This is a genomic window from Candidatus Zixiibacteriota bacterium (assembly GCA_016933955.1).
GTDB lineage: Bacteria > Zixibacteria > MSB-5A5 > GN15 > PGXB01 > JAFGTT01.
In genome coordinates, this window is record JAFGTT010000004.1 from 20,016 (window position 1) to 34,124 (window position 14,109).

Annotated in this window: 15 protein-coding genes; 1 reads left to right on the top strand and 14 read right to left on the bottom strand. The window is 49.0% G+C overall.

The features are described 5' to 3' along the window. Positions 1-34: 34 nt before the first annotated feature. The 9 genes from csrA to JXQ28_00705 form a co-directional block, all read right to left on the bottom strand. Positions 35-373 (bottom strand): carbon storage regulator CsrA, encoded by a 339-nt coding sequence (gene csrA, locus JXQ28_00665; GenBank protein MBN2276234.1) that lies wholly within the window; start codon positions 371-373, stop codon positions 35-37. Positions 374-405: 32 nt separating this feature from the next. Beyond that, positions 406-1,800: a flagellar hook-associated protein FlgK gene (gene flgK, locus JXQ28_00670; GenBank protein MBN2276235.1), complete on the bottom strand. Its 1,395-nt coding sequence runs from the start codon at positions 1,798-1,800 to the stop codon at positions 406-408. Further along, on the bottom strand, positions 1,800-2,324 hold the full coding sequence (locus tag JXQ28_00675) for a flagellar protein FlgN (GenBank protein MBN2276236.1): 525 nt from the start codon (positions 2,322-2,324) through the stop codon (positions 1,800-1,802). Before JXQ28_00675 ends, flgK begins: the two co-directional genes overlap by 1 nt. A 30-nt stretch (positions 2,325-2,354) precedes the next feature. After that, positions 2,355-2,978, bottom strand: coding sequence for a lytic transglycosylase domain-containing protein (locus JXQ28_00680; GenBank protein MBN2276237.1), 624 nt, complete (start codon positions 2,976-2,978; stop codon positions 2,355-2,357). A 239-nt stretch (positions 2,979-3,217) separates the two neighbouring features. Continuing rightward, positions 3,218-4,339, bottom strand: coding sequence for a flagellar basal body P-ring protein FlgI (locus tag JXQ28_00685; protein ID MBN2276238.1), 1,122 nt, complete (start codon positions 4,337-4,339; stop codon positions 3,218-3,220). 22 nt (positions 4,340-4,361) lie between these two features. Continuing rightward, on the bottom strand, positions 4,362-4,949 hold the full coding sequence (locus JXQ28_00690) for a flagellar basal body L-ring protein FlgH (protein ID MBN2276239.1): 588 nt from the start codon (positions 4,947-4,949) through the stop codon (positions 4,362-4,364). A gap of 10 nt (positions 4,950-4,959) precedes the next feature. After that, positions 4,960-5,658, bottom strand: coding sequence for a flagellar basal body P-ring formation protein FlgA (gene flgA, locus JXQ28_00695; GenBank protein MBN2276240.1), 699 nt, complete (start codon positions 5,656-5,658; stop codon positions 4,960-4,962). A gap of 6 nt (positions 5,659-5,664) precedes the next feature. Beyond that, a complete protein-coding gene (gene flgG, locus JXQ28_00700; protein ID MBN2276241.1) occupies positions 5,665-6,453 on the bottom strand; it encodes a flagellar basal-body rod protein FlgG in 789 nt (262 codons plus the stop codon). A gap of 26 nt (positions 6,454-6,479) precedes the next feature. Beyond that, on the bottom strand, positions 6,480-7,208 hold the full coding sequence (locus JXQ28_00705) for a flagellar hook-basal body protein (protein MBN2276242.1): 729 nt from the start codon (positions 7,206-7,208) through the stop codon (positions 6,480-6,482). Positions 7,209-7,712: 504 nt separating this feature from the next. Between JXQ28_00705 and JXQ28_00710 the strand changes: the two genes are divergently transcribed. Continuing rightward, positions 7,713-8,981: a T9SS type A sorting domain-containing protein gene (locus JXQ28_00710; protein MBN2276243.1), complete on the top strand. Its 1,269-nt coding sequence runs from the start codon at positions 7,713-7,715 to the stop codon at positions 8,979-8,981. A gap of 43 nt (positions 8,982-9,024) precedes the next feature. On the opposite strand, the gene fliJ is transcribed toward JXQ28_00710, so the two are convergent. The 5 genes from fliJ to fliF are packed head-to-tail and all read right to left on the bottom strand — an operon-like array spanning position 9,025 to position 14,091. Further along, positions 9,025-9,480: a flagellar export protein FliJ gene (gene fliJ, locus JXQ28_00715; GenBank protein ID MBN2276244.1), complete on the bottom strand. Its 456-nt coding sequence runs from the start codon at positions 9,478-9,480 to the stop codon at positions 9,025-9,027. Continuing rightward, positions 9,428-10,816 (bottom strand): flagellar protein export ATPase FliI, encoded by a 1,389-nt coding sequence (fliI, locus tag JXQ28_00720; GenBank protein MBN2276245.1) that lies wholly within the window; start codon positions 10,814-10,816, stop codon positions 9,428-9,430. The genes fliJ and fliI overlap by 53 nt, the downstream gene beginning before the upstream one ends. Positions 10,817-10,818: 2 nt before the next feature. Continuing rightward, positions 10,819-11,514 carry a hypothetical protein gene (locus JXQ28_00725; GenBank protein MBN2276246.1) on the bottom strand — a complete coding sequence of 232 codons (696 nt, stop codon included), beginning with the start codon at positions 11,512-11,514 and terminating at the stop codon, positions 10,819-10,821. Continuing rightward, positions 11,507-12,517 carry a flagellar motor switch protein FliG gene (gene fliG / locus JXQ28_00730; protein ID MBN2276247.1) on the bottom strand — a complete coding sequence of 337 codons (1,011 nt, stop codon included), beginning with the start codon at positions 12,515-12,517 and terminating at the stop codon, positions 11,507-11,509. The genes JXQ28_00725 and fliG overlap by 8 nt, the downstream gene beginning before the upstream one ends. A gap of 11 nt (positions 12,518-12,528) precedes the next feature. Continuing rightward, entirely contained in the window at positions 12,529-14,091 is a 1,563-nt protein-coding gene (fliF, locus tag JXQ28_00735) for a flagellar M-ring protein FliF (GenBank protein ID MBN2276248.1), read from the bottom strand. Positions 14,092-14,109 lie beyond the last annotated feature (18 nt).

Below are 14,109 nucleotides of genomic sequence, written 5' to 3' on the forward strand. Positions count from 1 at the left end.
AGCCTGTCATCTGCCCCAATTTAGTCCGAAAGGCTCAATCGATGTTTTTTATATTACCTCGATCATCGCTCTGGTCTTTTCCCTTTGAGGATTTTTTGTATTTAATATCCGGTGACTTCCTTTTCTTTCCGATATCACCCGTAATCTTATCCTTGAGCAGTTTGACGACACTGGTGAGATCCTGTTTGACTGTCTTGGCTGCCTTCCGATTCTCCTTTTGAATCTTCACATAGATTTCTTCTCGATGGACCACCACTTTTGATGGTGCCTCGATGCCGATACGAACCTGTCGGCCGAAGACACCAAGTACCGTAACCTTGATATCATCGCCGATAGTAATCGACTCACCCAACTTCCTTGTCAGTATCAGCATTAACCCTCCGTGGCCTGTTAATGGTTATTTTTTCATCTGCCGACCACACCCATTCCAAGGATGACCGTATCCAGCGCTTCATCCATCACCGTAATTATCCTGGCCGCCGCATCGTACGCATGCTGGAACTTTATCATCTGGGCCATTTCTTCATCCAATGAGACACCCTGGACGGACTGCCGGGAATTATCGATTTGGGAGGTCAGAAGTGAATAATTTTCCTTTAATGTCGTCGCCTTGCCGGTTTCCACGCCTATCTGGCCGACTAATCCCTGGTAAAATTCGCTAATGGTCGCCGTTCCACGGGACATAAAGCGTGAATTCCTCAGATCCGCAATGGCCAGAGCATTGGAATTATCCCCGATCGCCCCCGATTGCGAAGCGGCAATATTGTTAACATCGTTTTCAATGATTGAATTGAGACTGAGACCCGAGGCCGAAACATCGGACATGTCGAAAAAACTTATACCGGTGGATCCATCCAGACCATAACCGGTCTGATGCAGAGCATTGACACTGGCGGCCAGAGAGGCCGCCATATCATCAAGCGCCGCCATGTATTCCGGGATAATTTCGTCTCGGGTTTCGATCAGACCGCTTAACTCACCATTCAGAATCTTGATCTCCTTGGTGGTTCCAGCCCAGGTTACTTTACTGATAGTCGCATTTTCGGTCCCCGCTTTATATGTCCCGATTTTGTAGGATGACGAACCGTCAACAATCGCCAGGGAACCGATATAAACCGTAGCGGTGCCGTTTTTCTGTTCGGAGACATTGACATCGACATATTCCGACAGACCTTCGATCAACAGGTCCCTTTTATCGCGAAGATCATTGGCATTATCCCCGCCCAGTTCCGTTCGGGATATCTGGACATTAAGATCTGCTATCTCGGCTGAAATACTGTTGATATTTTCGACAGCCAGGGTAACATCGTTGTCAACCGATGCGCGCAAATCGTTTAACTGGGAATACAATCGATGGAAACTGCTGGTCAGAAGATTGGTCTGCTCTTTCAGCGAGGTGCGAGCGGCCAAAGACTCAGGATTATTGGCCAGATCCGACCAACTGTTCCAGAAATCGTCCATCAGGCCGCTCAAAGAATCGCCATCCGGCTCATTGAACAGGGATTCAATCTGTGTCAGAGTTTTTTCCAGTGATGTCCATTGCCCCAGGGAGCTGTTTTGCTGGCGGTATTGCTGATTTAAAAAGAGATCCCTTACTTGGAGAATTTCGGTGGCTTGAACTCCGGTTCCCACTGGCCCGGCCGGATTATCGGACGGGGTTGTGGTGGTTATGGTTACTCGCTGCCGGGTATAGCCGGGGGTATTGACATTGGCGATATTGTGGCCGATCGTATTCAGCCATAACTGGTGCGTCGCCAAGGCTCGTTTGCCCAGTTCCAATCCTTCAAAAAGCCCTGCCATTATGCCCTCCGATCAAGGGCCAGCGTGGTCTGCGAAGACTCCATCTTCCCTTTTCCCTGATAATTTCCCGATGGCGATTTGAATCGCCCCAACAGTTCCATTGTTTTCATTATGGTCTCCCGGGAATGATTGATCAGCAGTTCATTCTGCGATCTTATCTTCATTATTTTTCCATTAAGATCAATAATCGTGTCTCGCAACAATTCCAGGGTTGTCGCCTGACCCGGCAACACCAGTTCCATAAGCCTCGATACCGTCACATCCCCGGTTATATTTTGTTCCTCGGCAAGCTGTCTGGTCAATAGCTCTCGCTTTCGAGCCAGAATCCCGCTTTCAATTACCCTTTCACGTTGCCGTTCTGTTGTCTCCTTCAGGGCGTTGAGATTGTTTTCGATCAGGGCCTGCTGCTGCTGTTCAAGCAATTCCAGAAATGACTCGAAAAGCGATGCCTCCCTTTTCAGTGTTTCTACCAGCTCTCTGATAAGTTCAGAATTTGAACTATTTTCAATATTTTCTTTCGGCATCTTGAAAAATCTCTTTAGTCAGGTGGTTTATCATTTGTCCGGAAGTTTTGCCGACAATTCTGCGAGAACCGTTTTGATATAATTCCGGGTCTCTGGATACGGTGGCACCCCACCATATTTATCAACTGTCGCAGGACCGGCATTATAGGCCCCCAATGCCAATTCGAGATTTCCGAATCGGTCTATCATTTTTCTTAAATATTTGCTGCCGCCATCGATATTCTGGGCGGGATTGAATACGTCATCCACTCCCATATCGGCCGCGGTAGTATCCGTTAATTGCATCAATCCTTTGGCCCCGGCCTCTGAAACCGCGCCCGGATTGCCCCCTGACTCCCTTTTGATAATCGCCTCAATTAATTCAGCACTGATTTTGTATTTTTGTGCCGCTGTTTTAACATGTTCCCGGTAATCGTCGTTTTGAGAATTTGATGTTATTTCATCTGAGGATTTTACAGATTTTGCCGCATCCGGTGTTTCCTTCTTTATTGGAAGATAAGTCGGTGTCGGGAAAAGTGATTTTTCGACCGTCTCATCTTCTGGCCCGGTTCCAGCCTGCTTTTCGAGAACTTCTTCAAGCGAACGATAAAGAACCCCGGCCAGACTCCGGTCACTGACACCGGCCATATTCCGCGCTAATTCCTGATCAAACATCTGAGTATAGATATCTTTTCCCAATCCCCCGCCCATTCCCAAGCCGTCTTCTTCATCAGCTTTGGGAATGGCACTGCGCATGGCCTGCATGACCTGGTATAGAAAAACCGATTCCATCTCTTTGGCGGCTTTCATCAGACGTTTTTTCTCGAACTCGAGACTTTTTTTGCCGCTGATGGCAACCGGTTCCCGGTTTTCCTGCAGGAGAATGCTGGTCGTATTATCTATACTCATGGTTTCTATATGATTACCAGTTCGGCTCGGAGAGCTCCGGCTTGTTTGAGGGCTTCGAAAATGGCAATGATATCCCTCGGGGCGGCCCCGATCATATTCAGGGCGTTAGCCACATCGGCCAGCGACATGGTTTCCTCGAAATTCACCACCCGCGCTTTCTCGTTTTCGACCGATAGTTGATATTCTGTGGTTGTTACCGTTTCGCCCTGGGAAAAGGGTTCCGGTTGCGATACCGAGGGGAATGATTTGATATTAACTGTAATATTCCCGTGGGCAATCGCCACCGGGGCGATTGAGACGAATTCCCCGGCGACAATAGTCCCGGTTCGTTCATTAATAACTACCCTGGCCGCCGCATCCGGCGTAATCACCATCGATCCGATATCCGCAATGAATTCCCCCCTTTCATTGGGGTATGAAAGCGAATCGGGAACTTCTATTCTGATGGTGGCAGCATCAATCGTATAGGCCGTTGTGCCGTATTTGATATTTATTTTTCTGGTTATTCTCGAAGCCGTGGCATAATCGGGATTACGCAGGGTCAGGAGAATATCTTTGTCATTGGTTCGGCCCTCCGCTTCGCGAGTCACCTTGGCCCCGTCCGGAACTCGACCGACCACGGTATAATTGTTGATGATTTTGTTGCCCTCATCCACCTGAACATTGAACCCCCCGATCGATACCGGCCCCTGGGCCACGGCATAAACATCGCCATCAGGCGAGGCCAGTTGCGTCAGCAGGAGATTTCCACCCTGCAGAGAGGAAGCATCGCCGATCGATGAAACCGTCACATCCAGCCGGTCACCCATTCTCTGGTTGGAGGACAGCCGGGCTGTTACCACTACCGCCGCCACGTTTTTAATTTTCATCTGCGAGGGGTCAACCGTCATGCCCATTCTTTCCAGCATGTTGGAAAGTGACTGGACCGTAAATTTGGCGCCTTTGCTATCCCCGGTTCCATCCAATCCGATAATCAGACCATAACCGATCAAATCAATCTGGTTTTCAGTATGAAAGCGGGTTATATCCTTGATCCTGGTTCCCGCTTCGGATGACGGGCAGAACAGGCTTATTACCAGTAACAAAACGCTAATAGAGACGACCGGTAAGGAAAACTGATAGTGCATCATGTTTTTCATATCGCCCCTCCTAAAACAGCCAGTTCAGAAAACGCATGACGATACCGGGCCGGCTGGCCGAATCGGCCACCCCCTTGCCGTTATAATTGATCTCGGCATCGGCGATCAGATATGAGTCGATCGTGTTTTCTGGCGTGACATCCTTCTGGCGGATCACCCCGGTCAACGCCAGCGTTTCCTTGTCTTTGGAAATCCCGATCGTCCGGCTTCCCTTGATGACCAGATCACCGTTTTCTCTGACCTCAACCACGGTTACCGACATTTTGGCCCTGAGACTCTGGTTTCGCAGGTTTTCGCCCTTGCCGTTATATGAGTTTTCATTACTCCCGGCCGCCCCGAAAAGCGGGATAAAATCAAGAGTCCCGATTCCTGGTCCGCCTGAGGTGGAAAACTCACCGCTTTTTTCGGTCTTGGTTTCGGCCTGACTGGAAGCGTTCGAGGCTTCATAAATCAGGACGGTCAGGATATCGCCCACCTTATGCGCCTTAATATCCGTAAACAAAGACGTGCCCTGTCCAAAATCACCCGACAGGACTCTCAGAGTGAACGGCAAAAGAAGCAAAAGCAGGGTGATAAACAGGATTTTCTTCAAATTCATATCATGCACCTCAATGTGATGATACCCGCACGGTTTCGTCATCTACGATGGTGCAGGCAATTATTTTATTCGACCCGGCGTTTTTGACCCGGATAACATCTCCTATGTTTCCGGTTTCAAGAGCCACCCCTCGGGCCGTTATTTCCAGAAGATTGTTGATATATTCAATCGCCACAGCGTCCCCGGTTTGAATATCGGGAATGGTTTCAATTAATCCCGCGGTCAAGATCTGTCCCCGGCGGATATTTTTTCTGGCTCGTTTGCCATCAAGATCCCCGGCCGAGGTTAACGGGCGATCGGTCAGCGACGTCACTTCGACTCGTTGGAGAGAGTACTGCTCGGGCGTAATTATATCGTGCATCGTAATTCGTTCGGCCGCCACCAGGGATTCTTGGTACCAGGCTATCTTCACCCGGACCTGCCGCCGTTCAACCAAACTGCCGTTGTTAAAAAGTTGAACCATAAAGGGCATCAGTCCTCTGGGATCGGACTTGGTCATAGGTTCGATTTCCAAGCGGTCATATTTACCTGTCGCTGTTTCCAGACGGTTTCGGCGCATTTCAATTTCAACCCGGGCCGTATCGAGGTCATAATACTGGATTATCATTTCCGATATGGCCCGATCGAGTGCCTCATCGGCCCGGATACCTGATGGCAAAGCAATCCATCCAAGCAGTAACAGGGCGAATATGCTCCGGTTAATCATCAATCACCATTACCTTCTCAGGTTATTGGAAACCTGCATCATATCCTCACTGGTCTGGACTACTTTGGAGTTCAGCTCATAAGCGCGCTGGGCTACAATCATGTTGACCATTTCATCGACGACCTCGACATTGGAAATTTCCAGGTAGCCCTGGTCGATTTTTCCCAATCCGTCCTGGGAAGGACTGCCCAGAATCGGTGTGCCGGAGGCGACCGTCTGGTTATAAAGATTATGTCCCACCGCCGAGAGACCCGCCGGATTGATAAACCGGGCCAGTTCGATTTGCCCGATCACCTGTGGTTCGTCAGTGCCGACTACCATAACGGAAACCTCACCATTGATACCCACCGAAACCGAGGTGGCATCCTCCGGAACAGATATTTCCGGATAAAGGAAAAAACCATCGGAGTTAACCACCTGTCCATCGGCCGACAGCTTGAAAGACCCGTCGCGAGTGTATGAAATGGTTCCATCGGGCATGGTAATCTGGAAAAAGCCATTGCCGCTGATGGCCAGATCGAGAGCATTTCCGGTTTGCTGGAAATCTCCGACCGAAAATTCACGAACTGTCGCCACCGGTTTGGTGCCGTATCCGACATCAAGATTGGTCGGTATCATCGAACCGATAGCCGAAGCGGTTCCGGCCTCTCGATAATTCTGATACAGGATATCCTGAAATTCGACCCGGCTTCGTTTGAAACCGGTAGTGTTGACGTTGGCCAGGTTATTGGCGATGTTGTCAACATTCATCTGCTGGGCGCTCATCCCGGTGACCGCCGTCCTCATTGCTTTAAGCATGCTTTATACTCCATCCTTCCTGTTTATCATACCCGTCCGACATTATTGAATAACTTTTCCAGGGAATCATCCTGAGCCTGAACCGCCTTGGCATCAGCCTCGAAATTACGGTACGACGTAATCATGCCAATCATCTCTTCGACGACATTGACATTGGATGACTCCAGATATCCCTGGCGAATGATGATATTCACCGCCGGGGCCGGTTCGATACCATCCGGAACCATGAACGATGTCTTACCAACTTTAACAAGGATAGTCGGGTCTTCGATATTGACCACCCGGATATTGGCCGCCACCGTATTATCAACCTCGACCTGCCCGGACTCGTTAACGGAAACATTGCCGCCGCCGACTGCAATCGGTCCGCCGTCGCCAAGCAATTGTTGACCATCGGGATTGACTATGAAACCATCGGAACTCACGGTCAAGGCTCCGGCCCGGGATAAAACACTATTGCCGTCGCCGGAATCGAACATGAAGAAACCGTCACCCTCAATAGCCAGATCCAGCGGATTGCCGGTCTGATCGAAATTACCCTGCTCGTATTTGGTGTAAACCTGGTCGATCATGGGGGTTTCCCAATCTGACTGACGGGGAACCTTCCGGGCTTCAGCCCGTGATAATTCTTTAGTAAAGACCATATCTTTCTTAAATCCGGGAGCCGAAGCATTGGCCAGGTTATTGGCTACCACTTCCTGTCTCTTAATCTGGGGCAACATGCCCGAGGCCGAACGGTACAATCCTTTAATCATGGTTTTCTCCGGGGTTCCTATAAGCAAGGCCTGTGCCGCTCATTTTTTGCCAGCGGTGGAATAACCCTATCCTGTTGTGAATCATTGTGGTAGAGCCATAATATTTTAGCCTGATCGGATTACTAAAAGATTGTATCATTCGGAATACGGAAAAGATTTCCAGACCACAGGGTCAGGTCTTTCCGAAAATGGAATAAATTCAAACTGAGCTGATCTTAACAAATAATGAAAAATCCGGTTTATTTTTTCTCGGGAACTGGTCCATTTTACCAGGGGACAGAATCCGGCCGCAGATTACCCTGCAATCTATTTCATAAGCCCGGTGATTCTATCGATTTTTTACTTGCCTAAGGGCCAAAAAGGATATATATTTTATAAGAATTATTCGTTGATACATATATACTTACTGCCGCTTAAACATTTCTTTAAACAGGGCCGCAGGAATTATTTGATTTTCGCATCTCTTTTGCTCTCAGTGTAATGACACTAAAGGGAAAAGTTATTATGAAAATCTATTATACCTTATCAATCCTTATTGCTCTGGCTATTTCGGCTGTGGCCATGGCCGATCCCGGTGTTCGCGATACGGTTCGGGTGGGATCATTATCCGCTCTCCCCGGTGATCAATTCACGGTACCGGTTTATTTCTCCAATGACGAACTCCTGAATGCCGCGGAAGTAGTTCTGAAATTCGAATCCAGTAAAATGGACCTTGATTCATTTTCGCTGGTTGGCGGACGTCTGGAATATGTCGATGAAAATACGGTATTCAGTTATATTGCCGGCGACACTATCGACATTAACGTTATGGACTGGTCAACCTACATCCCCGAAGGAAACGGTCTTTTCTGTAATCTTTTTTTCACCGCTCACGCTGCCGCAATCCCCGGGCAAACCGCAATCGATACGGTTTCCAGGTCGGTAGCCCGAACCTGTTTTGCCGATATCTCGGCCATGCCCATATATCCGGAATTCGTCAAGGGTTTGATCGATATCAATGAACCTCCACCCAGCTCCGACTCGATTTGGGTTGATAAGGTAACAGGCTCCCCAGGCCAGACAGTCGCCGTAAATATCAACGCCTACAACACTGAGGATATTGCCAATATGAAATTGGCTCTTATCTATGGTTCCAATGATCTGATATACAACAGCACAATTTTCACAGGGACTCGAGGAGAGGCGGCGATCAGCAAAATTGTTAGTCCCAGCAGTCAATCGCTGAGGCATTTGCTGGTTACGCTGATTTTTGATGATGACGCCCCGTTGGCGCCCGGGACAGGCGTCATGGCAACAATATTATTCGATATAGAGGCATCTGCCCCCGATGGTCAGGTGGCCATAGATTCCATAAGCTACCTGGGGGCTCAGCCGCTGGAGATTACTCTTACAGAAGATTACGGCGGGCTTACCTTCACCCCCCGTTTCACCGCCGGTTATGTTGAGATAAATTCGGCCACAGCCGTTGAAGATAATGATAATATTTTGATTCCCGAACATTATGCTCTGGAGCAAAATGTTCCCAATCCATTTAATCCCTCGACAGTCATATCATTTGATCTGCCGACGGCATCCGATATCCGATTGGAAGTGTTTAATATAATTGGACAAAAAGTCAAAACCTTAGTTAACGGGCCCATGCCCGCAGGCCATCATAAAATAACCTTTGAAGGGAGAGGTGATAACGAACAAGTACTGTCTTCCGGTGTGTATTTCTATCGTATCAGCGCAGGAGAATTCCATCAGAGCAAGAAGATGACTTTGATAAAATAGATTTCCTGCGGACATTATACCTATCATCCAAAAAAGCTCCCGGTTATAACGGGAGTTTTTTTTTGTGTATAAACATTTGCGAGGCTATTTCATCCTGTTCCTTTTGCTGGAGTGTTTCCATTTCCTTATCGTAAGCCTGTCGTTTTTTTTCTTTCAGCTTCTCATATATCTTTTTTTCCCGTGTCGCCGAAACCAGATCGAGCCTTTTTTTTTCCTGTTCCCGCTGATATATGCGAAGCAATTCCCGCCCGGTTAATTCATTTTTCTTAAGGAGCGTATAATATCGGGAAAACATGGTCAGAGATGTCAGGGCCAGTCGGCCGGTAAGATAACCTCGTTGATCGGCCTGGGTTTCCAGCCGTTTTTGGCCGAGTCCCGCCAGATGATTTTCCTGGTTGACTACCTTCTGGGTGGCCTGGGCCAGATTTTTCTGCCGCTCTTTTTCTTTATGTTCTTTTAGCTGGAGCATTCTTTCCAGCCGGAATCTGAACTTTTTCATCCTTGCCTGTCCGACCATTATCGGTTTCGAATACTTTCGCCAATTCCTTCAGGGAATCATCGAAAAGACATTTCTCCGAAATCTCCTGTCGGAAAAAGTTATTAATATCATCGATCTTGGATATGGCGTAATCTATTCGAGATGAGGATCCTTTAACATAGGCGCCGATATTTATCAAATCCTCCGCCTCCCGATAAGTGGCAACAATCTGGCGGACTTTCGCGGCCAGTTCAAGATGCTCGGGAGTGGCGACCTCAATCATCAACCGGCTGATGGAATCGAGAATATCCACTGCCGGGTACTGATTCATGGAGGCCAATCGGCGCGACAGGGCGATATGACCATCAAGGATAGATCTGACGGCATCGGAGACCGGTTCGTTGAAATCGTCTCCTTCCACCAGCACAGTATAAAGACCGGTGATGGAACCCCGTTCGTTGGTTCCGGCCCGTTCCAATAGACGTGGTAACAGGGCAAAAACCGATGGTGTAAAACCTTTGGTCGCCGGAGGTTCTCCGACGGCCAGACCGATTTCGCGCTGGGCAATGGCAATCCGGGTCAGTGAATCCATTAACAACATGACATTCATTCCCTGGTCCCGAAAATGTTCCGCAATGGCGGTGGCCACCATAGCGCCTTTGACTCGAATAAGTGATGGTTGGTCGGAGGTAACCACGACCACCACTGACCGTTTCAGGCCGTTTGCCCCAAGGTCTTTTTCAATAAATTCGCGGACTTCTCTTCCCCGTTCACCCACCAGAGCAATCACATTGACATCGGCCGTCGAACCCCTCGCAATCATGCCCAGGGCAACTGATTTACCCACCCCGGAACCGGCAAAGATCCCCATCCTCTGGCCCTGACCGCAGGTAGCCATTATATCTATAGCCTTAATACCGGTCCAGATCGCCCGGGTGATTCTGGTACGTTTCAGGGCCGAAATCGGGAGACTGTCGATTGGCCGCATCTTTCCTGTGAGAATTGGCCCCAGGCTATCGATTGGCTGACCCAATCCGCCCAGAACGCGGCCGATCAACTGCTCCCCGACCGGAACCCGTAGTTGTTCCCCGGTCGATACCACAATGGACCCCGGGGTTATACCTGATACCGACCCAAGGGGCATCAATAAAATACGATTATCCCGAAAACCGACCACCTCGGCGCGAATTTTATCGCCGTTTTCCGGATTCTCTATCTGGCAGAGATCCCCGATTGAGACCGCCGGCCCGATTGATTCAATAACAAGTCCGATAATCTGGGCAACTCGCCCGGAGTGTTTAATAGTCGAAGCCTGGTCTATCTGACCGGCAAACAGGTCATAGGGAATCGTTTTCATGTTTAATCCTCGTAGGCCTGAATAGCCTCGGCAATGACATCCATCTGGGTATCCACCCGGGCGTCGATATCACCCGTCGGCGTTTCGATAAAACAGCCACCGAAACGGACCCGGGTGTCGGGTTCAATGGATATTTCTTTAACCACATTGGAATCACCACGGAAACGATCGATTTGCTGTTCGATCAGAGGAAGATGGTCGGGATGAACTTTGACTTTGATTTTTGATCTTTCAACCAGCCGATCAATGACCCCGGATATGATACTGGCCGTTACATCGGCGTCAATGCGGGCGGCATCGAAGGTGACCTTACGGGCGATTTGAAGGACCAATTCCAATATTTTCCGCCGTGCCTCATTATACAGTACTTCCCGCTCACTCACGGCATCCTGAATTAGCCGGGTAAAATTGTCGATGACTTTTTTGGCTTCGGCATACCCCTTGGTAAGACCCTCTTTGTATCCCCGATCATACCCTTGCTCTTCGACTTCAGCCTTTTCTTTTATAACCTGTTCTTCGATCTTAAGAAGTTCCTGAATAGGAACCATTTTTTTCCCGTCGATGGTGGTAAAAACATTTATCCCCAGAAAAACTTCCGCCAATTTTTTTTCGGCTCTCTGGTCGGCTTCGATATCGGCACGAAATTCACCAATGATGACCTTGTCCGGGCCGACCGTGGTATGGTACAGCTTAGACAATGACATCCTCCTTGCCGCCGCGTCCCGAGATAACAATCTGCCCTTCCTCCTCGAGTCTTCTCACCGCTTCGACTATACGTTGCTGAGCCGCTTCGACGTCGGAAAGCCTCATGGGCCCCATAAACTCCATTTCCTCTTTTATCATCACCGCCACACGCTCGGAGACATTGGCATAAATCTTCCCTCGGACTTCTTCCGAGGCGGCCTTAAGAGCAATCGACAGATCCTTGGTCTCCACTTCTTTGAGTAAGCGCTGGATGGAACGATCGTCAAGAAGAATTATATCGTCGAAAACGAACATCATATTTTTAATTTCAGCGGCCAGATCGGCATTATTGGCCTCAATCGACTGAAGGATATTCTTCTCGGCTGAGCTCTCTATCAGGTTTAAAATTTCGGCCATGGTTTTGGCCCCACCCGACGATGACAGATCGCCGGTATTGGTGGTATCAAAATGCCCCTCCAGGGTCGATTCAATATCTTTCAGTATTTCCGGCGAGATTTTTTCCATGGTGGCAATCCGGAGAGCCACCTCCGACTGCAGTTCCGAGGGCAGTTCGGAGAGTACCCCGGCGGCCTGATGTGAGGCCAGTTGCGATAGAATCAGGGCAATTGTCTGCGGGTGTTCATTCTGCAAAAATTGAACCAGCTGGCGCGAATCGATATTCTTGAGGAGGTTGAATCCGGAAGTCCGGAAAGATGATTCCAGACGGGCCATAATTTCCGTGGCTTTCTTGGCCCCTACCGCCTTTTCCAGAATTTCCCGAGCGAAATCCACGCCGCCCTGGGAAATATATTTGCGGGCCATGAATATCTGATAACACTCACCGATAACTTTTTCTTCGATCTCTGCCGGAACGTCACCAAGGTTGGCGATCTCAACGGTTATTTTCTCCACATCCGATTCGGAGAGGCCTTTAAGTACCAGCGATGACACTTCGGTTCCGAAGGCTACCAGAGCGATGGCCGCTTTCTGCAAATTTGACAAATCTTCATAATTCACGTTGCACCACCTTATTCAAGCATCATCGTCTTAATGACTTTGGCAATTTCCTCGGGCTGCCCCTTGGCGGTTTCCTGCATCTGGTCTACCAATTTCTTGCGTCTCTTCTCCGGCTGGATTTTGGGAATTTCCACTTCTTCCTCTTCGACTATTGGAGTTGAACCCGAATAAGCCGCCTTCTGCGGGCGCGCCGGGGGCAGGAATTGACCGAGGGCGGCGAACAGCTTTTTCGCTTTTTTTCGGAAATACAGAAGAGCCAGAATAGCCAGAACGACCAACCCGACTTTCTTACCAATATCCAGATAGAGCTCCTGCATATACATCTGATCCAGCTTATCCTGCTCGTAATTCATGGAAGTGTTGTCGAAAGACAGATTGGTCACTTCGATCTGATCGTTGCGCTCGGAATCGAAACCGACCGCGTTTTTGACAATAGCCGTAATGCGATCAATATCTTCCTGCGAACGAGGTTCATAGACCCGTTCGGTTACGCCTTCGGCGTTTTCCACGTCGCGATACACCCCGTCGAGCATAACGGCAATGGATAGTTTGCTGATATCACCGATTTCGCCGACAATATGTTCAACGGTTTTATTTATTTCATAATTGGTAATCGAAGATTCGATTTTTGATTCATCATTTTTTTCAGCCAGTTCTTCCTGCTTATCCTTGGCCGTTTTGGTTTCATCAGTCCGTTCCTCGCTTCGAATGACAGCCGAGTTGGGGTCATACAATTCCGAGGTCCGTTCGACCTGTTGGAAATTGAGTTTGGCGGTGACCCGGACAATAGATTTGCCTCGACCTATGACACCATCAAGCAGTGATTGGGCCTTTTCTTCGAGATATTTTTCGACATTTTGACGGACATCCAGTTGCGAGGCCGTCAATCCGGCAATCGCGTCCATCTCCATTTTTGATGAAAGCAGATTCCCATCATAGTCGATAATAGAGATATTTTCCGGTTTGAGACCTTCGACCGAGGAAGCCACGAGATGGCTGATTCCGGCCAATTGGCTTTTACTGAGACCGGCCGGGTTCCTGAGCTTAAGAACGACCGAGGCGGTCGCTTCTTTTTTATCCTTGGCAAAGAGCCGGTCTTTCGGCATAACGATATGGACCCGGGCGGCCTGGACATCCGATAATTGCATGATTGTCCGCATCAACTCGCCTTCCAGGGCCCGGCGGAAATTCAGATTCTGCAGAAATTCCGTCATCCCGAGATTGGACTGGTCGAAAATCGAATACCCGATGTTACCCGAACGCGGCATACCTTCCGAAGCCAGAGAAATCCTCAGGCGATAGACATCGCCCGACGGAACTGCAATTGTCCGACCGCCATCGGAGAGTTCGAAGGGGATATTCTGTTCATTAAGATAATTGGTTATCTCGCCCGCTTCCGATGGATCAAGATTGGTATAGAGGGTGGCATAATTAACGCTGCCGATCCAACCGGTCATGGCAATAGCGCCGACAACGATACCGGCTGTAATGCCAATCAGCATTATCGCCTGACTGGGCGACATGGCCCGGATAAATTCGGAAATATTCCGAAAAAGCTGTTTAAAGTATTCCATTGTAAATCCTATTTATGC